The 26,543-nt window shown below is 34.1% G+C and carries 11 protein-coding genes; 1 reads left to right on the top strand and 10 read right to left on the bottom strand.

All coding sequences use genetic code 11. The features are described from left to right. Positions 1-59: 59 nt before the first annotated feature. The 9 genes from SJY43_RS10160 to SJY43_RS10120 form a co-directional block, all read right to left on the bottom strand. Complete coding sequence (locus SJY43_RS10160; protein ID WP_396600626.1) at positions 60-3,308, bottom strand: family 78 glycoside hydrolase catalytic domain; 3,249 nt, start codon at positions 3,306-3,308, stop codon at positions 60-62. A gap of 60 nt (positions 3,309-3,368) precedes the next feature. Further along, entirely contained in the window at positions 3,369-5,699 is a 2,331-nt protein-coding gene (locus tag SJY43_RS10155; protein ID WP_396600625.1) for a hypothetical protein, read from the bottom strand. Between the two features lie 37 nt (positions 5,700-5,736). After that, complete coding sequence (locus tag SJY43_RS10150) at positions 5,737-8,976, bottom strand: family 78 glycoside hydrolase catalytic domain (protein ID WP_396600624.1); 3,240 nt, start codon at positions 8,974-8,976, stop codon at positions 5,737-5,739. A 183-nt stretch (positions 8,977-9,159) separates the two neighbouring features. Next, complete coding sequence (locus SJY43_RS10145) at positions 9,160-10,329, bottom strand: tRNA modification GTPase (protein ID WP_396600623.1); 1,170 nt, start codon at positions 10,327-10,329, stop codon at positions 9,160-9,162. Positions 10,330-10,379: 50 nt separating this feature from the next. Beyond that, a complete protein-coding gene (locus tag SJY43_RS10140; RefSeq protein WP_396600622.1) occupies positions 10,380-12,299 on the bottom strand; it encodes a hypothetical protein in 1,920 nt (639 codons plus the stop codon). A 137-nt stretch (positions 12,300-12,436) separates the two neighbouring features. Then, positions 12,437-14,398 carry a T9SS type A sorting domain-containing protein gene (locus SJY43_RS10135; protein ID WP_396600621.1) on the bottom strand — a complete coding sequence of 654 codons (1,962 nt, stop codon included), beginning with the start codon at positions 14,396-14,398 and terminating at the stop codon, positions 12,437-12,439. Positions 14,399-14,561: 163 nt separating this feature from the next. Continuing rightward, the gene (locus SJY43_RS10130; protein ID WP_396600620.1) at positions 14,562-16,130 is read right to left on the bottom strand and encodes a T9SS type A sorting domain-containing protein; all 1,569 of its coding nucleotides are present in this window, start codon (positions 16,128-16,130) and stop codon (positions 14,562-14,564) included. Positions 16,131-16,391: 261 nt separating this feature from the next. Beyond that, positions 16,392-18,857, bottom strand: a complete 2,466-nt coding sequence (locus tag SJY43_RS10125; RefSeq protein ID WP_396600619.1) for a BNR-4 repeat-containing protein — start codon at positions 18,855-18,857, stop codon at positions 16,392-16,394. A gap of 176 nt (positions 18,858-19,033) precedes the next feature. After that, complete coding sequence (locus tag SJY43_RS10120; RefSeq protein WP_396600618.1) at positions 19,034-22,492, bottom strand: glycosyl hydrolase; 3,459 nt, start codon at positions 22,490-22,492, stop codon at positions 19,034-19,036. A 230-nt stretch (positions 22,493-22,722) separates the two neighbouring features. Between SJY43_RS10120 and SJY43_RS10115 the strand changes: the two genes are divergently transcribed. Beyond that, on the top strand, positions 22,723-23,664 hold the full coding sequence (locus SJY43_RS10115) for a hypothetical protein (protein WP_396600617.1): 942 nt from the start codon (positions 22,723-22,725) through the stop codon (positions 23,662-23,664). A 262-nt stretch (positions 23,665-23,926) separates the two neighbouring features. Here SJY43_RS10115 and SJY43_RS10110 read toward each other — a convergent pair whose 3' ends face one another. Beyond that, positions 23,927-26,524 (bottom strand): glycoside hydrolase family 2 TIM barrel-domain containing protein, encoded by a 2,598-nt coding sequence (locus SJY43_RS10110; protein ID WP_396600616.1) that lies wholly within the window; start codon positions 26,522-26,524, stop codon positions 23,927-23,929. Positions 26,525-26,543 lie beyond the last annotated feature (19 nt).

Below are 26,543 nucleotides of genomic sequence, written 5' to 3'. Positions count from 1 at the left end.
CAAAATAGTAAACGCATATTTAATTATTCTTTAAGTTCATAATATTGAATACTTGTTGCTTACGCTTTATTGAACAAAATTTTTAACTCCTTTATTGATGGTGCTTGTTTAGCATCCACAATAAATAGCCTACATTTTGTAGATTCAATGGTGTCAAATTGATGTGTTTTATTTGCGCCACATCCTGCTCCTTTTACAATATCTTTCCATGCGCCATTTTTCCAATATTGCAGTTTATAGGATAAAATGTTGCTCTCGTATTCATCAACAATAACTTGATTAAACGTTTGAGGTTTTATCCATTCTACTTCTAGATATTGATTTTTAGTTTCTGTAGCCAACCAACGTGTTTCTTCATCTTCATCATTTGCTCTAAAAGCTTCAAAAACGGGTAGTTTTTCTGTTTTAATAAACATAGATGAGGCGTTCATTCTTCCTAATTTAGCTAGATTTTTTAAATCCTCTAACGGCTCTGGAAATTGTGTTTTAGGCATTTCATATATCTTAAAATTGTAAACTCCAGATGTTACATTGTAGATGATATAATTACCAACTGCTTTACTTTTTTCTGTTCCCACAAAAGTCATGTTTTCGACATTTTCAGCTAAAACACCACCTTCTTGTATACCATCTTTATTTGTTGCTGGCAAATACACTTTTGCACTTGTATTTACAGGAACTTCAATATGAAATGTAGCGCCTTTCCCTTCTTTTTTCCAGTTAACCACCACATTTCCATACATAGATTCATATTCGGTATTTGCAAATGTCAAATCGCCAACAGGTGCTGGTTTAATAATCATGTTTTGCATACCCAATTGTTCTGGGTTTGGGCGAATACCTCCAAAACCTTTTATAAAATAGCCACCAATTCCTGTATAACAGGTATGGATTTGGCTATTTCCTATAGCAGACCAACGTTCTGGCCATACGGTTTTTCCTTGCTCTAAAAAATACCCATAACTTGGATGATGTTTATCTTTCAACAATTCATAAATTAAATCCATACGCTCTCCAGATTCTGTAAAATAACGGGTATATAAAGCTTGTCCAGAGCTTCCTGTATCGTAATACGGAAATTTATATAAGACATTATCTGTTAAACTGGCTTCTACTTTTTCTATTTCAGAGTCTGGTGTCACACCAGATACTAAGGCAAACGCTTGATCCACCTGATACCCCTTTAAATACTTACCTGTTTCTGAATTGTAAGATAGTTTATGGGTTGCTTCCTGCTGAATTTTTAGTCTGTCTTTATAGATTTTAGCATCTTCAGTTTTGTTTAACTCCTCTGCAATATGCATCGCATTTTCTAACATAAAAGCGTACAAACAATTGTTAAAATGTGCTGCGTCTGGAGAATTACTACTGGTCCAGAAATTACCACGTGGCGTGCACCAATCTCCTAAACCTGGCATTTCTCTTTTTCCTTGTTCTCCAATTATTAAAGCGCCACCCGTATTAGAATTAGAATGCTCATACAACCAAGTCATCCATTTTTGCATCGATTTGTAATTGTCTTCTAGCACTTTTTTATCACCTAACATCCTGTAGGTTTCCCAAACGGTTAATGGATTGTTGGCTTTCCACATTAAAAACGGACGATCTTCTTCATTTAATACGGCTCTAGTTTGTCCATCTGCTAACTGTGCATCTCTAGTATATTGAAGATATTGATCCATATACGCCCCACTTTCAAAATTTGGCAAAGCATCTCCATACATAGCAGCTACAGTTACTTCTCCCCAACCTCGTCTTTCACGATGTGGACAATCTACCAAAATACCATCCATAGTATTGGCTAAATAGGTATTTAAATTGATTTGATAAATTTGATTCAATTGCGCACTTGAAGATTCAAACTTGCTGATTTGTTTACGATTATTCGTTACTACATATCCTTTTGCATCTTCAATTTTAGGTTCGTAATTCAAACCATAAACCGTAATCCATCTACCACCAGCAACATTAAATCGGTTTTGGAATTTTCCTTTTCCTGATTTACCGAAAATGTATTTGCTTTTTTGACTCCAATTCATGATGCGTTCGGTTTGATCGCTTATTTCAAACAGGATAGAATCGCCTTCCTTCCCTTTATACAAGTCCATTTCAAAGAATCCTGTATAATTTTCGCCCATATCAATACGATAGGTTCCGTTATCCATTTTATCAACTCCAATGGCTTTTATTTCTTTAAATTTTACTTGAGGCTCTACCATTTGAGCGCTTAACTTTGCTTTTATAGGACTATATAATGCGCGTACTTCTCTATCTTTTCTGCTATTTAATGCAAAACTGATATTATTGCCTTCTGGAATTTTCGCGTTCAATTCTTCGTGATTGTAAACACTTGCGTTCATCCAGTTACTATCATCGTATTCAGGGGTATTCCAATCATCTTCGCGTTTGCTATCATCAATTGTTTCTCCTCCAAAACGTAGAATGTCCCAGTCTCCATAATATTCTGAATGGCTTTTTTTGGTTTTCCAACTGGTATCTGTTTTTAGAGTGATTTGCTCTCCTCCTGATACAATTTCGGCTTGAGCTTTAAACACAAAAGGCACCATTCTATATTCTCTTATTCGTTTCCATCTTGCCCAACCTGCAGCGTGCCAAATGGCAATAACATTGTCTCCTTTTTTTAGTTTATCAGCGATATCATATGTTAGATAAGGAATTCTTTTTTTCATATAAGAAGACACAGGATTTGCCACATTATCTGTAATTTTTTCTCCATTTACATACAGTTCGTGATATCCAAAAGAGCCTACAAATACAAATGCTGATGTTGCCTCGTCAGAAAGTTTTACGTTTTTTCTATACCAGTTATGGTCTGTCTTTTTCTGATCTGATTTTAAAATCCAATCCCCTTTCCAATCCGATTGCTTTAATAATCCCACAGAGAACTTCCCATAATCACTCCAGTTTGATGCATTCCCATCTTTATCCCAAACCTTTACTTTCCAGAAATACTGTTTTGCAGATTCTAATTCGCTACCTTTATAAGTATTATTTACAGATTGATTTGAATCCTGCTTTCCTGAATCCCAAACATCACCTTTATCGCCTTTAATAGCTTCTAAACTACTTGCAACGAGTATTTGATATGCAGTTTGCTTTTGTCCTCTAACCTTTGCATCTCCTTCCAACTTCCAGCTCAACCTTGGGCTTGCATTATCAATTCCTAAAGGGTTTAAGCGGTATTCGCAACGTAAATCTAATGGTGTAATGTTTGTTGATGTTTCGCAACTACTCATCGCACATATAGTCAAAATCAAACTTAAGGTTAACAATAATCTATTTTTCATTCTTTTAAATTTAGAACTATTTTAAAGTGTATATATCATATATCAATTATTTCTATCTAACTAGTGGGTTATCTTTAAATTGTCAAAAAGGTTCTCATCGTAAGAACTTGCCAACATAGTGTAACCCGCAGTCTGCTTGTGTGTTATATTTACTAACGAATCTCTATCAACAAAAGCTTCTATATTTTTATTTTGAAACTTAAGTTGAAGGTTGTGCCATTTACTTCCATCAAAATTTGAAATAACACCTTTTTTAAGGATTTGTTTGTTAAAAATAAGCTTCCAATGACCAGTCTTTGCTAATTGAAAACGATAACCTTTTAAGTAACTCCCTTTTATATGACCTCCTAATTCTACATCACCTCCATCAATAAAAACATCTACACTACACGTATAATTTTTCCAATTTACATCACCAACTAAAGTGTTTGGTTTAATATTGGAACGTCTATAAACGCGCATCCAATCATAACCTTGTTCCGGTACAATTTGTTTTAAACATTGTGTGCCATCTTCTTTTAAAGCGATTTCAAAACTACCAGTTTGATCTGAATGATATTTAGGTAAATCTCCAGATTTTCGATCTTCATAGTCTTCGTAATACGGAAACGGAAAGGGCTTTTCTTCAGGAATTTTATAAGCTCCTTTTTGCTGACCAGTAGTGGTTGTTAATGAGTAAATACTTTGTGCATCTAGTGAAATTTTGACTATCCCATCTTTTGAAACAATACTTTGTTGTTTAACAAACTGCTCATTTTCGTTAGATTTCCAAACGTTAATGATATCTGTAGAAAAACCTTCGCCAATTTTAATCTCTACTTCTTCTTGCTTTTCAGTACAAATAATCATACTCCAATTCGTACTATTTTTATCTTTTAAAGTAACACAACTTCCTTTATAGGTGCTTTTATCAAAAAGACCACAAGCATTATCTAGGTACTCCCAATTATCAGGCTCAGCAAACTGAGTAGTATGTGCTGTAGCCCAAATTGTTGGCCAAACTTCGTAGTAGCCACTCCAAGGACTATTTGCCTTCATAGCGCCTGCTTTATCCCAAGTTACCGATTTATAAATTGAGCCTATTGGTGCCCAAATTAATGTTTTGGTAATTCTATCTCGGATGTAAAATTTGTTGTAAACACGTGCTAAATTCAAAGCACCTGCACCTCCCCAGTCTTTTCCTGTCCAGCTCCAGTCTTCGCTAGCCCATAACGGTTTACCAGTATTTTTAGCTTTTTCTGTGGTTGGTCTACCACGACCATCTACCATATTTTCGGTAAACTCACGACCTGTTACATAATGATAACCTACTGCCTCAACAATAGTATCAAAAGCTTTATCGTTCTCAAATTCATCGAATATTTTCCAATCTCCACTATTATCATCTGGCCCTTGAATTTTTACATTTTTATATCCCCTGTTGTCTAATAAAGGACGAACTTGATTGACTAACCAATCCCGATTTGTATAATTCTCATTCTCTGCAGCAGCTACCCAGTCAATATCTAAATCCCATTGTTTTTTTGCTACATCTAGAAAACTAACAAAATATTCTGCAGATTCTTGTGTGTAAATATTTGGCTTTAAATACCCCGGAAAACTCCACGGTAAATATTCCAGAATAACTTCTGGATTTCTGTTTTTAGCTTCTTTCATTAACCAATATTCGTAGCCCCTTGATACTGGATTTTTTAATTCTTTTCGAGTAATAGCATGCGATGGCTCCGATCCACAAGTTGAATTTTCACCTCCACCCATTTCTACTTTTAAATGCTGAAAACCTGCACCGAATTTAGGTTTAAATAAATAATCTAGTATTTGACTTCTAACAGGGTCTTCATAGTCATATAATAAATCTGTAGAAGCACCTGCACTTACTCCTCCAATACCCTCAAAAACTCGACCTGAATCATTTTTATCTAAAGTAATTTCTACAATGTCGTTTGATTTTGTAAAAATATGTGGTTGAAATGGTTTTTCTGGGTTTTGAATTTCCCCCATTTCAAACCAAGAAGGTTCACTATGTGCAACTCCACGATTGTTACCCCAAACAGTTACCTTCCAATAAATTCGCTGACCCGACTTTAAGGGCTCTCCACAATATTTAAATGGTCCTGTTTCTGATGTGCTGGTTGGTCCAGTATCCCAAATGTCTGGGTATTTCAGTTTCTCTATTGATGTAGCCATCATAATGCGATAACCACCTTGATTAGGACTTTTATCATCACCAATATATGTCCAACTAAAAGAAGGATGTGCATCTGCTATACCTGATGGATTTAACTGATTATTACATTTTAAATCTTTAACATCAAGGCCATACATTAAAGAACAAAAAAATAATAAGCTTAAAAGTATCGTTTTCTGGAAATTCATTTTTAGACTAATCATAATTGTATTTCGTTAGGTTTTAAAAATTAAAATATTTTTATTTAACATAAAGTATTTGAAATTCAGAAATCATTGGTTTTTTCTTTGCGTTTGCTATTAATAACCTACATTTTGATGCAGTAATTTCTTTAAATTCATGAGTTTTATTAGCTCCACAAGAAGTTCCACTTGCAATATCTTTCCATTTACCATTTTCAAAGTATTGAAGTGTATAATTTGAAATATTACGTCCTTCTTCTTGAAGTAAAATCGTATTAAAGGTTTGTGGTTTAAACCACTCTATTTCTATCCATTCATTTGATGTAGCTCTTGCTTTCCAATGTGTTTCTAGATTTTCATCATTCGCTCTAAATGCTTCAAAAACGGGTAGTTTTTCAGATTGAATAGTCATTGAAGAGGCGTTCATACGCCCAACCAATGCTAAATTATCTGGTTTATTTAATGGGTCTGGGTAATTTACTTCAGGGAGTTTATTCACTTTAAAATCGTAAGAACCAGAACCTACTTGATAGATAATATAATTACCAATAGCATCACTTTTTTCTGTGCCTAAATATTTAATACCCTCAGTTTTTTCAGCAATAGTTTCGCTTTCAAAAACCTCTTTACTATCTTGCGCTGGAATGTATAGTTTTGCAGTTGTATTTACAGGAACTTCTATAGTAAACCTTGCGCTTTCTGCATCTTTTTCCCAATTCACTTTTATATTACCATACATAGATTGGTAGCTTGTATTGGCAAACTTTAAATCGCCCACAGGTGATGGCTTTACTACAAAATGTTGCATTCCTAATTTTTTAGGATCTGGACGAATCCCTGCAAACCCTTTTATAAAATAGCCCCCAATACCGGTATAACAGGTATGAATTTGGCTGTTCCCAATAGCAGACCATCGCTCTGGCCAAACCGTTTTACCCTGTTCTATAAAGTAGCCATAACTTGGGTGACGCTTATCTTTAAGCAACTCATAAATTAAATCCATACGCTCTCCATATTCGGTAAAGTAGCGTGCGTATAATGCCTGTCCTGAGCTTCCTGTATCGTAATACGGAAATTTATATAATACTTGGTCTACCAAATTATTATAAACCTTTTGTTTTTCTGCTTCTGGGGTAACTCCAGAAATTAATGCAAATGCTTGATTAACTTGATGTCCTTTGCCATATTTTCCTGTACGAGCATCATATAAGTTTTTATGCGTTGCTTTTCGTTGTACGTCCAAACGCTTTTTGTAAATGGTTACATCTTCTGTTTTATCTAATGTTTCTGCTATATGTAACGCACTTTCTAACATAAACGCATACACACAATTGTTAAAATGTGCGGATTCTGGTGAATTACTAGAGGTCCAAAAATTACCTCTAGGGGTACACCAATCTCCCAAACCCGGAAATTCTAAGGAGCCTCGTGTTCCAATTTTAAGTGCACCACCTGTTTCGTAATTAGAGTGTTCGTATAACCAATGCATCCATTTTTGTAGTATAGGGTAGTGGTTTTCGAGCAATTTTTTATCGCCTAACATTCTATACGTTTCCCAAATGGTTATGGGGCTATTTGCCATCCACATTAAAAACTCAAAATCGTCACCATTAATTACGGCGCGCATTTTACCATTTTCCGCTTGTGCATCTTGCATAAATTGGGCGTATTGCGCCATATACGCACCGCTTTCAAAATTTGGTAATGCATCACCATACATGGCAGCCACGGTTACTTCTCCCCAGCCACGACGTTCACGATGAGGGCAATCCACCAAAATACCATCAATAGTATTAGCGATGTAGGTATTTAAATTGACTTGATAGATTTTATTTAATAGTTCACTAGAACTTTTAAACTGACTGATTTGTTTTCTATTGTTGGTAATGACATAGCCTTTAATGTCTTTTAATTGGGGTTTGTAATTGATACCGTTAATGGTTACCCAACGACCTCCTGCTAAATTAAAACGGTTGGTAAAGTATCCTGTTCCTGACTCATCAAAAATGTATTTACTTTTTTGCTCCCAAGAGGCTGTAACTTCTTTATGGTCTGCAATTTCAAATGTAACCGTATCACCTTCCTTGCCGTTATGCAAATTCATTTCAAAATATCCCGTATAATTTTCGCCCATATCAACCACATAGTTTCCTTTGTTATCTTTTTGAACGTCTATTGGGTTTATTTCTTTGTACTTTACTTGTGGCTCAACCATTTGAGCACTTAGAGTTGCTGTAATTTTACTTGTTGGTGGGTTGGCATCTGTGCTTGGCACAACAATAGCGCCTTTAGGGCCTAAATTAACATTGGAAATACCAACTTCTTCAGCTTTGTTATTATCAAAAACAACAGCATTTTCCCATTCACTATCGTCATAGTCAGCTTCATTCCAATTATCTTCTCTTAGACGTTCATCAATAATTTCACCTCCAAAATCCAAAATATCCCATGGTCCCAAATATGAGCTATAACTCTTTTTACACTTCCAAGAATCATCAGTCTTTAATATCAAATTACCATTAGTAAATTTGATATCTGCCTGCGCTTTGAAAACAAACGGAGCGTCGTAATACGCTTTCACTCTTCCCCAACGCGCCCATCCTGCGGCATGCCAAATACCGATTACATTATCTCCTTTTTTAAGATGTTCTTTAATATCATAAGTTAAATACGGTAATCGCTTTTTAACGAAAGAATACACGGGATTCATAACGGCATTACTTACCTTTTTTCCGTTTACATAAACTTCATGATAACCAAAAGACGCTACATGTATAAATGCAGAGTTTGGATTATCATCCAAAGAAAAATTCTTTCGATACCAATTATGGTCTTTTTTATTTTGATATTTTTTATAAATCCATTCGCCTTTCCAGTCCTCTTGTTTTAATAAACCCATTGAAAACTTAGCAGGTTCGCTCCAGTTGGAAACATTGCTATCTTTATCCCAAACCTTTACTTTCCAGAAATACTGTTTTGCAGAATCTAAATTCTCACCTTTAAATACATTGTTTACGGATTGATTAGTTTCAATTTTACCAGAATCCCAAACGTCTCCGATATTTTTGTTTAAATTATCTAAACTACTTGCAACTAAAACCTGAAAAGCCTTTTGTTTCTGACCTCTTGTTTTTCTAGCATCAATAAGTTTCCAACTGAATCTTGGCAATGTATTATCAATTCCTAATGGGTTAGTGCGATATTCACATCTAAGGTCTATAAGTGCAACTTCTGAATTTGATTCACAACTAATTATGAATATTACCAAGACAAACAGTAGTAATTTGAATAATTTCATCTTTATATATTAATGTAACAAATTAGTATTTTAAAGCCTAAAAATATACCGATTTATATAAGGTTTATTGCATGTTTTTTATACTAAAATTAGCAAACAAATCACAGATAGAAAGTTCGCGAGAACTTTCGTAAATTACCAAAAACAATCAATAAATTTTATACTGTGTTATATGTTGTTATTTTAGAATAAAGAATATCCAAATATTATTGATATTGTTTTATAATCTGCATTCCAATTTGAATAAGAACTTAACACATGTCTAGGTGTTTGATGCCTTAACTCTATGCTGTATTTATCATTATAATTGTAACCTAAACCAAAAGCCATATTATATGCTGTTGTAATATTCAATGAATTAATTTGTGAATCATTTAAACTTGAATCATAAATTAAAGAAGCATTGATAAAAATTTTCGACTTATCATTTATAAAGGAGTAATGTCTTACACCAGAATGGAGTTCAATAGAACTATAATTAACAATTACATCTCCTAAACTTCCATCAGTTGATTTTTTTACTATAAAACTTTGATAAGTGGGCTCAAATATAACTGACCATTTATTTTTATTAAAAGGAAGAATAAATTCTGCTTCTATTCCAAAACCTAAACCTAGCTCGTTTTTAATATTAGTATTTCTATAATTAGATACTAATGAAGCGTTATTTAACCGAGGCCTGATAGTCAAATTAAATAAATCGTTTTTTTCCTTTTGTTCAAAGTTGATGTATTCTTGATTATTACAGCTGTTATAAGCTACAAAAAAATTGACCAAATCTGATTTTCTGTACTTTAATTTTTCTATTTTATTCTTTTTGATATCAGCGCATTTTAAATCAATCCATAGTTGATTTTTAAATCTATTATTTGCCTTAATTTTATATTCAGGAGTTATATAATTTTTAAACACTAATTGCTTGATATTAGATTTTTCGATACTGTAAAAATATCTTGTTAAACTACCGTCAACATAACTATACAAAATAGATTTTCCTTCTACTAATACTTTTAAAAAGAGTTCTTCCTCTTGAAATTTAGCCTTTCTTTCAGTATCTAATTCATTAGATTTGTTACTAGACCTATCAATTTTTACAAAACTTCTTACATATTTTAAAGCGTTATGAATCCCAAATTCTTTAACCGATTTTATTGTTTTTTTATTTATTTCGCTATTTCCTGATAGTTTATATTTGAATTCAGTTGGATTATTTCCCCAATCAAGATTTTTAATTAGACAATTAATTTTTTGATTATTGTTATCAATGTAATATCCATTTTCAAAAGAAATTTGAGAATAGCAATTAAAAGTAAAAATTGTGGTAAAAAGAAATAGTAGTTTTATTTTCATCATTATTTTAATAATATTTAATTTTTATAACACATAACCAGTAGATAAGCAGCTTAGCTGACTACAATAGAAAGCTCTAAACCTTGCTTTTTCTCAGTATCAAAAAATGCTTCGATAGGAATAGCTTCAACTCCTGGCACCATATTAAAGGTTCTACTTCCAGAAATATCTTTGATTTTTAAAGGTACATTAGCTTTTATAGTTACCAATCCTTCTGGTTTTTGAATTGTGATTTCTGTATCAGAAACATGAGTAACGACTTCGTTATTTGGCGAGACAATTGGTAATACAAAAGCCGTTTGCGCTGTAACATCTTGTTTTGTATTTACTTTAATTTCAGTTTTATCAGCAGTACAATTGTAACCAATAATAAATGCAGATGCAGTTCCTGTAACTCCCTCTCTATTAATATTTTTCAATTTTACATCAGCTCGTAATTCAATAGTCCCGTTTTCATCTTTAGTAGCAATCGTTGCTGGTAAATCGTATAAATTTGTATACCAAACCTCATCTTTAAAAGTTTCTATGCGTGGCGTTAAGCACATATCTTTTCCGGGTTGAGCCTGCTGATTGTTTTTTTCTACCAAATGATACTCTGCCATACTAGCAGCACATAAAAGCCCTACTTTGTTATGAAATAAAACACCTAAAGCACCACCTGATGCTTGACGAAAATCATATTTATAATGATATTCTGCATCGTAAGCACTTACAGTTCCTCTCCAATCTCCACGTGCAAAAAGAAATACATCTAAATCTTTAAAGTGTTTTACACCATCTGCTGTTGCTCTAGGTAAACTTGTATTTGCATTTATTTCTGGTAGATGATCCCAATGATCTAATAAAGCTGCTAATGGTTTTGCGTGTGTAAATGTATGATGCACACAAGGTGGTATTCCTGCCTCAATAAACCCAGGTCCTCCATGAATTAATCCATCGGCAGTACAACGCTCTAATAATTCTGTGTTTTTTACAGCCGCTGTTCCAAAAGCCGGATTGATATGTGCCATCATTCCGAAAGCTGGTTGGCTACCATCGCAGGTGCGACTTCCCCAGTAACTCCATTTATACATGCGGTTACCCCAACTGTTATCCCATGCACCATCTGGTAACATAAACTCTAAGTGACTATTTAATGATTTTGTTAAGATTTGCAGCAGCTCTTCATCTTTTTCTTTTAGCGCATACATGACTAAACTATTCAAAGTTTCTTCAACATTATATCCTAAATCTACACCGTGTAAACCTTTTTCACTTAGCTTACTAGAACTCTTTTTACATTCTCCGAATAGTAACCCTTCATTTGCTGTAAAATATGATTTTACTTGAGACGCTAATGTTTTACTCTTCGCTTTAAAATCGTCTCTATTTAAAACATTACCAATTAAATTTAAACCATAAACAGCTGTACCTGGATAATTAATATTAGTAAAGTCTATGGTAAACGTATCATAAATATACTGTCCTGCTTTTTCCAAACGAACTGTCCAGGCTTTGCGAGTTGCTTCATCTAAAACATGTCCGTGATAATGCAAAGCTTCTGCTAAAGCAATCGCTCCAAAAACGGTAATCCCTTTCCAAGATTTCGGGTTTTTAATTACAGTCCAAGCACCACTTTCTTGAGAGACATTATTTTCTGCCCAAGTCATGACTAACTTAGCGCCTTCAATATATTTATCATCGCCTGTTAGGTCTGCCATATATAAAAATGGATATACGGCATCCATACATCGTCCGTGAATATGAGAACAAGAAGGACAACCTAATGCACCATGTTCGTCTAAATTTGATGGATTATTGATTTGTACTTTTAACATACCATCACTCCAATCTTTTAATAATTCAGAAATTAAGTTTTTAAATTCGATGGAATGTTCTGGGTGACTTACGCAAGAGTTAAGAAATCCTGATATTGGTAATGACAAGCCAACACCAGCCAAAGTCGATAATTGTATAAAGTTGCGACGTTTCATTTATATATTAATATTTTGATACACGTTGAAATTAAGAAGACCATCTTAATTAACTATCCTGTTTTATCCTGTTTTTTTTAAAATATAAAAGCCAGAGACACATTACTCTGGCTTTTATATAATTGAATATAAATATTTTATTTGATAACCAGTTTTGTATGATAAACGTTATTATCACCTGCTATGGCTTTTACCAAATAAACACCTGATTTAAAATTAACACTTTCAACCTCCAAATTACTTCCATTTAACTCACTTTGATAAACGAGTTTACCTAAAACATTGTAAATCTCTACACCTTTTAAATTGCTTATATTTTTAAATGCAATTGTAAACCTGTCGTGAGCAGGGTTAGGGTATATTTTTACTGCAGCAGTTTTTAGTTCTGCTTCTAAAAGACTTAAAGTTGTAGATTCTAAAATCCATTTACTTCTGTCATCTGTATTAGCAGAATGCACCATGCTATCATCTGCGGCATGGTATAAATATTTACCCAGATTACGGGTCTCGAAACTATAGCTACCGTCTCCGTTATCAATAATAGTCCACATCTTATCATTATCCTCTCTTGGTGGCGAAAAATTTGTACTAACTAAATCTGAAGTGCCTGTAAATCTTATAATACCCCTAACTTGGCTATCAATATTATAATAACTAGTTCCAGGAACACTTACAAATTGCCATTCTTTATCTGAGCCATCTCCAGAATCACTAGCTATAATTGTAGAACCTGATGACATTAAATACTTGCCTGTTTCGACATTTTTTAATTTATAAAAACCTGCTGGTATATCATCACCTGAATCCGCAACTTCTTCCTTTTGGTAAGTTGTATTAGCCCATCTTATTTGTGCTCTTCCGCCTCTAACTCTATATGCACCATATCTAATACCAGATTCAAGCCCTCTGTCTGGATCAGGAATATTATAATTAAAAGCTTCTCCTCCAATTACGGCATCGCAATAATGAATTTTCTTAGTAGCATCATTTGGATCTTCTCTAAAACCTATCTCTAACTCAAAGTCAACTTCTTCATTTTTGTTTACTCTTTTTAGAAAAACAACTTCTCTACCACTACCTTCTCCACCACGTTCTAAGATACGCTCGGCATAAATATCAAACGCCACTTGCTTGTCTGCATTAATACCTTCACCATAAACAGGATGTGCTCGATACAAACAAATAGCAGGGTCTGAAGATCCACCTCCACCAGTATGTTTTCCTTTAGCTTGTATTAAATAGCTTCCATTTTGTCCAAAAGACCCTCCATCTCCTACTTCAAGGATTCTAACAACCCCTGTGAATCTTGCAAAACTCCCAACACCAGTTTCTCCTGATCTTGATAAAGAACGCTCTATTCTTGGTTGCAACGTTGCTCCATCCCAATGATTAGAACCATCAGTAATGTTATAAACGCCCCAAGTTTTTCCATAAACGGTACTTTCTGAATAATCTGAATAGCAACTTCTATCATCTGCAGTTCCAACATTAACAGGGTTTGATATATCTACATTTCTGGTACTATTGTTTTCGAATTCACCAGAAGCTGGACAAGTTAGATCTAAACTTGTATCTTCATCTGGAGCTATCTCTACCGGAACTTCTACAAAGGGTACAAGTTCCCAATTACTTCTATCATCCGTATCTGCAACTACAACATGTGTTACGGTTCCATTTGCATCATGGTACATAAATCGCCCACTTGTTCCTGATTGAAATCTGTATGTATCATCTGTTTGGTTATGCTGTATTGTCCATACTTTATCACCATCAGTTGCTGGCGAGGCTTTTGTTGTACTAACAACTACATAAGCTCCTCCCGGGCCACCAGAACCTGGTGCACGTAAAATTCCTAAAACTTCACTATCAATATTATAAAATGCTCCACTTTCTACAAAAGTAAACCGTGAGTTTTCCGAATCACCAGCTGTCATAGTAACTGCCGTTGCACTTGTTCCTGTATCTGTTAAGAATTGTCCTGTTTCCACATTTCTGAATCTAAAAATGTCATCAGAAGGTGGAGCGTCTTGCGCTGTTATGCCATGTGAGCATAGTACTAAGACGAAAAGTAATAAGGATTTATAAGTGATTTTTTTCATAGCTATTTTTAGTTTAGTTTAACTGATATTCATCAATTTAGTAAAATTATTTAAACCAAAATCAAAATCCGTCCTGAACTATCCTGCTTTTAGGTATTAAATACTTAATAAAGTTTACCATAGATATAAAGACAAGACTTCTTTACAAAATTTTACTGCCGATTTATTTGACGATCAACTTAGAATAAAAAACCTTATTATCTAAAGAAAAAACTTTAATTAAATAAACCCCAGTCTTAAACCCAACATTATTTACTACTAAAAAACTACCTGATGTTGCTTTTACATACACGCGTTTCCCTAGCATATTATAGATTTCAATATTCTTTACCCCAGCAATATTTTTTAAAGCTATTGAAAAATTTGCTTTTGCTGGATTAGGGTATACTTTTATTGATGCAGATTGATTTTTTGGATGTGAAATACTCAATGACTCAGTTTTTAAAATAGCTCTCCATTTACTTCTGCTGTCGCTTTCTGAAACAACAAAATGGGTTACAGTTCCATTTGTATCATGATATAGGAATCTACCACTACCAGATTCAAACCTAAACGTATCATCGGCTTCATTATAATGAATAATCCAAATTTTATCGCTTGTACTTTCTGGCGAAGGTCTTTCTGTACTTAGAATTACATACGGACCTCCTGGTCCGCCTGAACCTGGCGCACGTAATATCCCTAAAGTTTCACTATCAATATTAAAAAATGGGCCAGTATTAACAAAAGACCAATGCGTGTTTTGTGCTTCATCTGAATCACTCATATTAACTGGTGTAGCGGGTAGTCCTGCATCGGTTAAGAATTGGCCAGTAGCAACATTTTTTAAACTGTACACCCCTTCAGTTAAATCTGGATCATCATTTTCAAAAGGTTCCCCTTCCACCTCTGCCATATCGTATGTTGTATCTGCCCATCTAATTTGTGCTCTACCACCTTTAACTCTATATGCGCCATATCTAACGCCAGATTGTATCCCTCTTTCTGGTTCTGGAATGTCCCAATTAAACACTTGACCACCAATAACAGCATCGGCATAATGTATTCTTTTTGAAGGATTGCTAGGGTCTTCTCTAAAACCAACTTCAAGTTCAATAGCAGTAGGCGTATCTTTGGCTATATTGGTTAGAAAAACTATATCTCTTTGTCCTTCTCTATTAACAATTTGCTCTCTGTAAATATCAAAAGACACCTGTGTATTGCTGTTAGCTCCAGAACCATATATTGGTAAAGCCAAGTACAAACAAATGGCAGGATCTGGAGAACCACCACCGCCAGTATGCTTCCCTTTAGCTTGCATAATATAACTACCATCTTGACTTAAAGAACCTCCTCCAGAAACAGAACCAACTTCAAGAATTCTAACAGTTCCTGTAAATCTTGCATAACTGCCCGCTCCAGTTGTTTGAGACCTAGTTAACGAGCGTTCTATTCGAGGTTGTAATGATTCTGGAAAGTGGTTAGAACCATCAGTAATATTATATACTCCCCAAGTTTTTCCATAAACATCACTTTCTGAATAATCTGCATAACAACTCCTGTCGTCAATAGTTCCTACATTTACAGGGTTTGGTAAATCCGATGAAGTTCTAGTTGCATTTCTAAATTCATCGGAAGCGGGACAACTTAAGTCCGTATTTGTATCCTCATCAGGTGCAGTTTGCCCCGCTAAAACAAGTGAAAATAGCGTTAAAATGGAAAATAAAAGATATCTAAAAGGTATGTTTTGCATCACTATTTTTTAATATGGATTAATAAAATGCTATTAAAACTAAGAATTTTAATCCTGAGCTATCCTGATTTTATGGTAAACAAGCCAATTAATCGTTAAAACACATTATTACTCACAATAATAAGACTAATGATCGAACAACTTTATACAACTAATATAATTTATGAGTTTTATATTTCACTTTTATGATATAAAAACACAAGGTTAAACCTATTTTCTTTGCATAATTTTAAAGTTTTATTTGTTCAGTTTTAGCATGACCTACTTTACAACCAACTTAGAATGAAATACCTGGTTGTCATCAGAAAAAGCTTTAACTAAATAAACACCACTTTTAAAACCTGAGTTTTTTACTTCTATAATATTATCTTTTGGAGCTTTTTGATACACAAGCTTTCCAAGTATATTATAAATTTCTATAGTCTTGACATTGCTTATATTCTTAAATGAAATGGTAAATTTATCTTCCGCAGGATTTGGAAATATTATAATTGAAGATGATTGTAGTTCTGAATTAGACACACTTAAAGCCTCACTTGTTGATATAGCTTCCCATTTGGTCCTATTTAATTCTTCTGCATTCATGGCATCGATAGTAATGTTGGTTACATTACCATCTGCACCATGATATAAATATCGGTCGTTGTCCTTAGATTCAAATCTAAACGTATCATCCAATTCGTTATAATGAATTGTCCAAACCTTATCAGTATCATCTGCTGGTGAAGCTTTACCTGTACTTACAACAAAATAGGGCTTATTTCCGTTATCAAAACCAGAACCTGGAGCTCGAAGTATACCAAAAGTTTCACTATCGATATTAAAATACGCGCCACTTTCAACAAAGGTCCAATGTGTGTTTTGTGCGTCACCTGAATCACTCATACTTACTTCAATTGCACTTGCTCCTGAATCGGTTAAAAATTTTCCTGTAGCTACATTTCTCAACCTATAAACATCTCCAGTTAAATCTGAATGGTCAACTTCGGTCACTTCAATTGTAATAGCCGCTGTCGAAATGGTTTCACCTGTATCTTTATGCGCTATAGCTTGAACAGCATGGCTACCAACACCTTGAGCCGTCCAGTCTAGTAAATAAGGTTTTGAGGTATCTTCACCAAATAATGATCCATCAATCCAAAAGGCTACTTTAGCTATCTCTCCTGTATCGGCAGTAGCATTTGCATATAACTGCACCGTTTCTTCTTCTTCAAAAGAATCGTTATCACTTGGTGTTAATAAATTAATAGCGAAAGGCTGAGGTCCTGTAACAATATTTAAATCTATAATTTGTAAATAAGTAGGCTGGGTATCGTCATTATCGGATGAATTATTCTCTAATAAATAGTAATACAATATGCCCTCATGAATATAAACCTGCCCTTTTCTAAATCGCTTTCCTGAAGTAGCTTCATATACTCTTGTAAATAAGTTTGTACCTCCTGGGGCTTCTTCTATAAAAGGTCTTCCTGATGCGTTTAACCCTATGAGGTATACATTATCACCTGCAGCATATATAGCTTCAGCTCCAGAAAATTCTGTAGACGTAATAAAATTTGTAGCCCCTGATGGCTTGTAGGTATGCACATATTTGGTAACGTTATTCTCGTTATCTTTTACTTTTCCTATAAAATGTACATCTTCATTATCCGTTACCGTCCAGTCAAAACCTGACACCATGTGGACTTTATCGGTTTGGGTCGTCTCAACCAAATCACCCGGTTCAGAAATTTTAATTAAATCCGAAACCGCCATAGGTCTTGTAAACCCAGTGCCTTCATGGTCTTTCCATTGTGTCAATCCACTTGGGTCATCAGAATACGCATAATAAAAACCATTTTGGTATTGGTATTTATCATTTCTTATATTGGCTCTTTGCTGAAAGCCAATTCGTATTTTTCCGTTTACATATTTAATATCACCATACAACCCCCAATTATAAGGATTACCATGACTACTAGCATTAGACCTGTTAAAATCAGTATAGCCTTCCCAATCCTTACCATCATATTTGGCAAACAAAAATCTTCCGTTTTCAGAGTAACCAAACCTGTTTTTCATAAACAAATCACCTTTGTCATTTGTAAAAAATGCTGGATACGTTAATAGTTTAGTCACAGTAACATTATTTATACCCGGAAAGGCCAAATGCTTATAATTGCTATTAGGCGATTGTACAAACAAATCGATTGTAAACTGCTCATCTGGTACTGTAGCCGCATTAGCGGTAGTATAAGAATATCTCAAGTAGTCATTTGCAAAAGCCGCCACATTACCATTCCTGTGCATATCATATACCATGTGGATGGTTTCATCCTTAGGACAAATACCTACAGCTATGGTATTATGCGTTTCACCAATCCACCACTTACCATTAAACCCCGTATGCTGGTGCGGAAACTCAATTGTTTTAATCACCTGTGTTTCGGTATTATATCTCGAAAGCATCACATGCCTATCATCCTTACCACCACGATACCAAGTTAAAAACACAAATTTCCCGTACGTTTTAACACAATCACCATGTGGTGTTAACGCAGGCCCATAAGCATAATCGTAAGCCGTATTAACATCTTGATTTGTACTATTCTGGTTTTTAGTACCGTTAAAATACATCACTTCATTGGTAATATAAATCTCTAATTCTAGTGTTGGTTGTGCTGTTAAAAAAAGTGAAAAAAGCGTAAAACCGAAAAGTAATAATGATTTAAAAGATTTTTTTTTCATAGCTATTCTAAAATTTTACTTTATTATGTGTTACCTGATAAAGTTCTCTAAAACTTACAAAAATAGAGTCCTGAGCTATCCTGATTTAGGGACAAACAGGCTAATAATTCGCTGAAATACACAGTTACAGATAAACTTAACCCATTGACAACCTATGATTTATAAGATAACTCTGATTACTGAGTAAGCCTAAGTACCACCGGCCCAATTAATCCGGAATCTTCAAGTTCTGTTTCATTCTTTTTTGGTGGGTTGGTAGTCCAAGTTTTCTTTTCAATTTTTGTTCGAGAGTTATCGTAGATTAGCTGATTACGCCATGTATTTGTAACCTTAATTTTAAGTTTATTTTCTCCTTTTTTTAACATCTCACTTACATCAAACTCAAAAGGAGGAGCCCATTTTACGCCTACTTTTTTTCCATTACACCAAAGTTCTGCAATGTTGGATACTTCTCCCAAATTCAAAACTGTTTGAGTTCCCAGCTCATCTATATTAATTTTTTTTGAATACGTAGTTGTTCCAGAATAATGCTTTACAGCATCATTTGATAGTTTAGTTAATGATTTTAATTCTGAAACGGTAATAGATTCTGGCGTATCCCAACCTACATCAAAAGATAATTTCCAATCATTTTGAAGTGATTTTTCTTCAATAGAAATTACTTTTGTAATTACTTTTCCATTCTTATAAAAACTATATTCTCCAGAACTAGAAGCAATAAATTTGTTGCCTTTCCAAGATAATTTTGGATAATTTTCAGAATTATGAATGTTATACCAACCGCTTTCAGAATTCAAAATCACGGCATCATTATACGCTATTTTTGAAGCGTAAGATTGTTTATCGCTTTTTGAAAACACAATAATGGCACTACCATTTGATGGTAATGATAACCCCACATTTGTTCTATTATGTTCTCTGCTCCAAATCTTAGCCTCCTGTTGTTCTCCAGTAAATGCATCCCAAATTTGAGGTGAAACATTATTGACTCTAAAACTTAAAGACACATCAACTGGGTTTTCATCTTTTGAAGCCACAAAATAAATATCAGCATCATCGGTTTTTCTATGAATCCAATTAATTTCTAATCCTTCAGGAACGATTACATCTTGGGCAATGCTTTCTTCTTTTAAAACAGCATCTAATGTTTTTCCCCAATATACTTTCCCTTTACCAACTTGTTTTACACCACTTTTTGAAGTGCCCCACAATTCATCTGAAATAGTTTTTAGTGCTTCCAAATCCTTTTCATCATCCATTAAACTTGGTGAATCTATTGGTTTATCTCCCAAAATCACAGCGCCATTAAAGACCAATTCTTTTAGTTTTTTAGCTGTGGATAATAACATACTTTCAGAATCTCTTAATGTTATAATTCTATAGTCGCCTCCATTTTGTACATGAAGTTTACCATTTTTTACACTTAATTTTTCTTGTAATATTTCAGCATTCAAATAATCGAATCTGTATCCTTTTGGAAAATAATCTAAATCGAACGGCGGGCGCTCATAATGATCTCCATAATACCTTAGCACATCTGCCACATATTCGCCTTGTTGCAAAACGTATTGGTTTCTAGCCAAATAATCAGTCCAATCTTTCATGTATTTCCACCAGGTTTGCTGACGCACTAGCGGAAAACCAATATTGCCACCAAAGCTAGAGCCTGGATAAACATTTGTTTGAGGCGTATGCGAAAACGTATGAAACACTAAATGATTCACGCCTTTAGCAAAATTATAATCGATTAAATATTTAACAGAAAATGGATGCTCGTTCCATTTTACACCAACCTGAGTACAAGCTTCTGCAGCTAATACCGGTTTATTATATAAATGCACCGCCGATGCTGCATTATAAATTGGTTTTGCATATTCGTTTTGATTTGATGGTGCTCTAGGGTACCAAAACTCTGTCATTGGAATATCGCTAACCCCATAATAGCGCATAGGGTCTATTGGTAATACTTCACCTCCTGCACCTTCAGTATACACTTCGGCCCCCATATCATGGGCTACAGTTGCAAAATGTTTGAAGAAATTATCAATAAATACTTCATCCATGGTATGCCTTAAATCTCTCAAAAATTTAGTGGTTACTTCTGGGCTTTCAACAATATAACCCATAGTAGCAGGCAGATAGGTTTTCATACTATAGCCTCTTCGAGTTTCAAATTCAGTAAACATATCTTCGGAATTCATTGTCCATGTAGGCACGTGACTTTCCCAACTATCAATTAACAAACCGTGCAACTTACCGTCGCCAATTGGACCGCCAGGTTTTATTAAATTTCCAATCATACCATTTCTTAAATGGTTTTCTATGGCCACTTTATCTAATTTACTCGATTCCCAACCTGTAGCTTCAGGTACTGCTGGTTTATTGGTTAATCGCATATTAATATGACCAAAACGTACCACCGTCCAATCGCCCTCAGGTACATCCCAAGTTAATTTACCTTGAGCATTCATTTTGTCTGAAAGGTTGATAATTTTATCAAATGGAATTATAGTATTTTCAGCATAATCATATTGTACTTCTTTTTCAAGACGTCTTAATACTTTAGCCGCTTTTGCCTCATGATTGTGTAGCTTGGGTTTTGAACTTAATCGAATAAATTCTGGGGCAATGGTATGTTCACCTCCAAAAGTAAAAACAAAGGTATTTGATGTTGTTTCTGGAATAGCTAGCGTTACATGTTTCCGTCTATCGTTCCAATTAGCATCAGGTAAATGTATTGTTGTAATTTCTTTTAATTGATTATCAAGTAGTGCTTCTACCTTAATATTTATATCCATTTGAGGATATTCTGTACCCATAATCATGTGGCGCGATTGCGGAAAGGTAATTGTGCGCAATGTTACTAGGTTATCAAAGGTCGTTTTTACCCACGTACTTTTATTTTTTACTTTTGAAATGCCTGTTGCTCTATAATCTTTTAAAGCCTTATTTAGCCGTGTTGTTTTCCGAGTAACTATAATTTTTGAATCAGGATTAAAGATATCTTTCCATGGAACAATATTATTATTTGTTTCAATTTTTGAAGGATTAAAGAGATCTAAATCATCCCCTTCTGGAGTTGGAAAAGCCAATACTTGAATATCTTTATAGTTGTAGTCGGGTGTTTTGTAAAGACTATCTAATTTTAGAGTTTCATTAAAAGTTTTTCCACCTGAAACCCTATAAACTGACTCTAAAACTTCGCGTTGTGCTTCTTCGGCTGGTACCCATGGCCCACCTGTCATAGACCAACCTGGACAATTTTGCATGGTGAATTTTAAACCTAAGCGCTTTGATTCATCAGCTGCATGACGAATGATATCTTCCCATTCGGGCGATAGAATTTTAATTGGTTTTACATCAGGATATAATCTTCCAGCTTTATTAAACAAATGTATGCCTTGCAAACCCGCAGATTTTATAGCCTCTAAATCTAGCGTTAAGCCCTCTTTACTTATATTATTGCCGTTAAGGTGAAACCATGTTTCCGGTCTGTATTCAATAGCCGGAGACTCAAAGTTTTTTGATAATTTTTCAAGTGTTAATACGGGAGGATTACTTACAGTATTGTCTTTTTTTGTATGACAACTAAAAATTAAAAACACTACAAGTAAGGAAAAAAATTTGCGCTTCATTTTTTAAGATCTAAAAAATAAAGTAAGTGTTTTTTCTGCTTAAAAGTGTCCTGTTGCGTCATGCTAAACGTATTAGTAACAAATATTGAACTGATTTAATTTATGTTTGTATCTTTCGTATAGTTTAAATAATTTTAGTCTTTTAAACTCAAACTTTCTCGAATCAGGACAGTACAGGATAATCTGGTTGTTTTATATATTTATTTTTACTTAAAATATTATTATCAGTTATGAAAAAATCAAAATTTATTTACAAAGTATTATCAATTCTCTCATTAATGGTATTTGTATCTTTCTTTTCTTGTACAAAAGATGGGCTTGGCTACTCTGAAGAGAATATAGTCTACAAAATCCCTGAACCTGACCCTGATCCAGAACCAGAACCAGATCCTGTTGTTATAGCTTCTGATGAAGATACGGGTGCTTATACCACATGCAACCCAGATGGCGAAAATACAACTAGAACATCACACGATTTAGCAGACCCAGTTAACGTAGGAACTATAGATGATAGAAGTTGTTACGCAAATTATAAAGAAAGTATTATTGACGGTGTTACCTGGGGCATTTACAATATAACTGACGGCTCTAATAATCAAGATGCACCAGGCACGTTACAACCTAGAATAGAACGTTCATTAAGTAGGTCTTCAAATACATCAGTAGGAGGTTTTGCGAAATTTACAGGTACCTTTAGAATTCTTGAAGTAGGTGATGCTGGTTCTGATGGCCAGAATGGTACTTACATAGCACAAGCCAAAGGAAAACATACTGGCGGTGGAGGCTCTAATGATCCTGCTATTTGTTTGTATTTAGCTAAGCCCGTTTATGGCACAGGTGTTAATGCAAATAATCAAGTGGCGTTTGATATTTATGCCGAGCGTATCTTAGAACGTGGTGGAGAAGGAAGCGGCAGAGAAGTTGTTTTACTTAAGCGTGTAAATAAAAATGAAGAAGTTGACTTTGAGCTTGAGGTAGGTTTTAAAGCAGACCCAAGCGATGCTACAAAAAAAATACATTATTGTGACGCCATAATTGGTGGTGAAGCTTTCAATTTTAATATTCCTGATCCAGACAGAGGAATAGAATCTGGCGTTAGATATGGTGCATACCGAGTTAAAGGAGGTAGAGCTCAAATTAGATGGGCAAATACCATGTATAATAAAGCTTAAATTAAGTAAGTCTAATCTAATTTCTTTTAAGCAGAATATATTTAATAAGAAAACTGTATAATAAAAGATTATAGTTAAAACAAAGCCAGCAAATTAATTTGCTGGCTTTGTTTTATTAAATGTTTCCTGAAAATTATTACTGTTAGTTCTAAAACTAAAAAACATATCTATAGTGGCATCTAATAGACATCATTAAACCAGTAAAAAATATCGAGGCTTCTTTACGAAATTATAAAGAAGCCTTTTACACTTAAAAATAGTATTAATTAACGCTTCTTAGTTTTATACCACTTAGTCGGGTTTTCCCTTTTTTAGCATTAAAATCAATGGTTACTCCTTTATCGTTTTCGACAGTAATTAAAAAACGTTTGGTAACACCTCGATTGTCTCCGTATTCTTGTTTAATGTTTATCTCCTTCCAAAGTGTTTTTCCGTTAACCATAATATCCATAACATTATCATCCTTGGTTTTTAACTCAGCCATAAGAAGTGATAATTCGTAAGTGCCATTAGGAACATCAAATTTATAAGCTTCAAGCCCTATTAACTGTGTTTGATAAATGGGATCGTTATCTGTACCTTTAACACTTACGTTTGTACCAATATTGTTTCTTCGTTTACTTTTAAACCTTAAATAATCGCCTCCTACATAACCAAAACTTCCTTTTTCATAAGCTTTATCGGGCACCCATAAATAATCGACATTATCGGTCTCTATAAAGTAACAATAAGACCCCACGTTTACCGCAATTTCTTTAAAAGGATTAGTTTCACTTTTTAAATTTTTGGGCTGAAGCGTAAACTCTATTATTGCAAAATCCTTCAAGGTTATTCCATCTTTTTTTGAAATCACCTCAATCAAATTTCGCCCTTGCTGAAACGGCACATTAAAAGTGGTTGTTGAAAAATCGAATTTTTGTTTTCCAAGAGATTTACCATTTATTAATAATTCTACGTCGTTGCTATTCCCTACAACCGTTATGGGCTGAGTAGCTGCATTAGTTCCTTCACGATCTTCAATACCTGATCTTTTATTCCAGCCTTTAGACGCAATAGCTAAAAATGGTGTTTTTTTCAATAAGGCTTGATATAAATAATAAGCATCTTTCTTGTTTCTTGAGGCGGATACCAAACCTTTATTATTGATATGGGGTACAGCATCTTTTCTATGTTCCACTTGAAAATCGGCATAATTCCAAACGTTTGCACCAACAATTTCAGGTATTTCTAAAATAGCTTTCATATAAGCTTTATGCAATAAGAACTGATAATCTACACTAAAATCAAAACGTGTTGGATTATAAGTCCTTAACCTTGGGTCTGCCCCTCCTCCATATTCGCTTAAAATAAAAGGTTTATCTGGATCGAGTTCTAAAGAACGTTTTACTAAGTCTCTTAAGTTTTTATCAATATCTTCTAATTCTTCAATATACCAACCATAATATTTATTGTAGCCTACAATTTCAGTAAATCTAATTCCTAATTTATCTTGATAAGCGGGTTCTCTAAAAAATACAGAGTAAGAGTTTCTTGTTTTGTCTTCTTCTTTAATTGTTTTTGCTAGTGCCTTATGTGTGCTTACAAAATGCTTAACATAATCGTCTCCTAATTTGTCTGGAGCTTTCATTGTGGTTTCATTCCCTAAATTCCATGCTACAATAGCTGGGTTATTATAGTTATAGCGAATCGCTTCTTTAAGCATATTAATACTATTTTGCTTTCCTGTTTCGTTGGCAGCAGCTTTATCTACAAAAGGAATTTCCAAAGTAGCTACAAGGCCGAGTTTATTACACATTTCTAAAATAGCAGGGTCTTGCGGATAGTGTGCAATACGCAAAAAATTAGAGCCCATTTCTTTTAGTAATTTCATGTCATTTCTATGAATCTCATCACTAACCGCATTGGCTTTCCCATAAAAATCTTGGTGCCTACAGGTTCCTATTAACTTGGTTTGTTTACCATTAATAAAGAAGCCTTTTTTGGCATCGAAACTAAACCATCTAAAGCCTACTGGGTTTTCTACCTTATCAAGTACATTCCCTTTTTTATCAACTATCTCTGAAACCAATTTGTATAAATATGGGTTTTCTGGAGACCATAAATTTGGATTAGAAATTGAAAATTCGCTAAATACATCTTTCCCTTGAAACGATTTTGATTTTACAGTTTTCACCAAATTATTCTTAGCATCAAAAAGCGATTGCTTCACATAGAATGTACCCTTTCTTGGTCTTACTACTTTAGACTGTACTGTTGTTTTGGCTAAAGCTTCTGACACCTCTGGAGTTCTAACAAAAATAGCATTAGCACCTAAATTGGCCACTTCAAAATGAACTGACTTTGTAATAATTAAATGAATATCGCGATAAATACCCCCATAAAAAGAAAAATCGGCCGCTTGAGGAACAATTTCATCATTATGTGCGTTATCTACTTTTATAGTGATTTCATTATTTCCTGCTTTTAAGGCCGAAGTAATATCTCTAGCAAAGGTAGTGTACCCACCAATATGGTCCTCGCCAATGGCCTTTCCATTTACATATAATGAAGTGACTTGATTAGCCGCTTCAAACAGTAAAAACACTTGCTGATTCTCGTAAATTTGTGGAATTGTTAGTGTTTTTTTATACCAACCTTCCCCTCGATAATACCCATCTTCATCATCTAAAATATCTTGGGTATTCCATGAGTGGGGAATGGTTACTTGCTCCCATGAAATATCGGTTTCACTTGAAAACGGATTTTGAATATTACCTTTGTGAAATTTCCATGCATCATTTATAGTTTCAATATGCCTTACTTGTTGCGCATAAACCAATCCAACGAAAGTGACAAATATCACGGTTAATAAATTCTTCATTATACTTCTATTATTTAAG

The organism is Algibacter sp. R77976 (assembly GCF_044594645.1).
Classification (GTDB): domain Bacteria; phylum Bacteroidota; class Bacteroidia; order Flavobacteriales; family Flavobacteriaceae; genus Algibacter_B.
This window is presented reverse-complemented; position numbering and strand designations above follow the sequence as displayed.

Coding starts and splice junctions, on each gene's coding strand:
- SJY43_RS10120 (WP_396600618.1), bottom strand. CDS start 22,492: ATGAAGCGCAAATTTTTTTCCTTACTTGTAGTGTTTTTAATTTTTAGT.
- SJY43_RS10115 (WP_396600617.1), top strand. CDS start 22,723: ATGAAAAAATCAAAATTTATTTACAAAGTATTATCAATTCTCTCATTA.
- SJY43_RS10125 (WP_396600619.1), bottom strand. CDS start 18,857: ATGAAAAAAAAATCTTTTAAATCATTATTACTTTTCGGTTTTACGCTT.
- SJY43_RS10155 (WP_396600625.1), bottom strand. CDS start 5,699: ATGATTAGTCTAAAAATGAATTTCCAGAAAACGATACTTTTAAGCTTA.
- SJY43_RS10110 (WP_396600616.1), bottom strand. CDS start 26,524: ATGAAGAATTTATTAACCGTGATATTTGTCACTTTCGTTGGATTGGTT.
- SJY43_RS10150 (WP_396600624.1), bottom strand. CDS start 8,976: ATGAAATTATTCAAATTACTACTGTTTGTCTTGGTAATATTCATAATT.
- SJY43_RS10135 (WP_396600621.1), bottom strand. CDS start 14,398: ATGAAAAAAATCACTTATAAATCCTTATTACTTTTCGTCTTAGTACTA.
- SJY43_RS10145 (WP_396600623.1), bottom strand. CDS start 10,329: ATGATGAAAATAAAACTACTATTTCTTTTTACCACAATTTTTACTTTT.
- SJY43_RS10130 (WP_396600620.1), bottom strand. CDS start 16,130: ATGCAAAACATACCTTTTAGATATCTTTTATTTTCCATTTTAACGCTA.
- SJY43_RS10140 (WP_396600622.1), bottom strand. CDS start 12,299: ATGAAACGTCGCAACTTTATACAATTATCGACTTTGGCTGGTGTTGGC.
- SJY43_RS10160 (WP_396600626.1), bottom strand. CDS start 3,308: ATGAAAAATAGATTATTGTTAACCTTAAGTTTGATTTTGACTATATGT.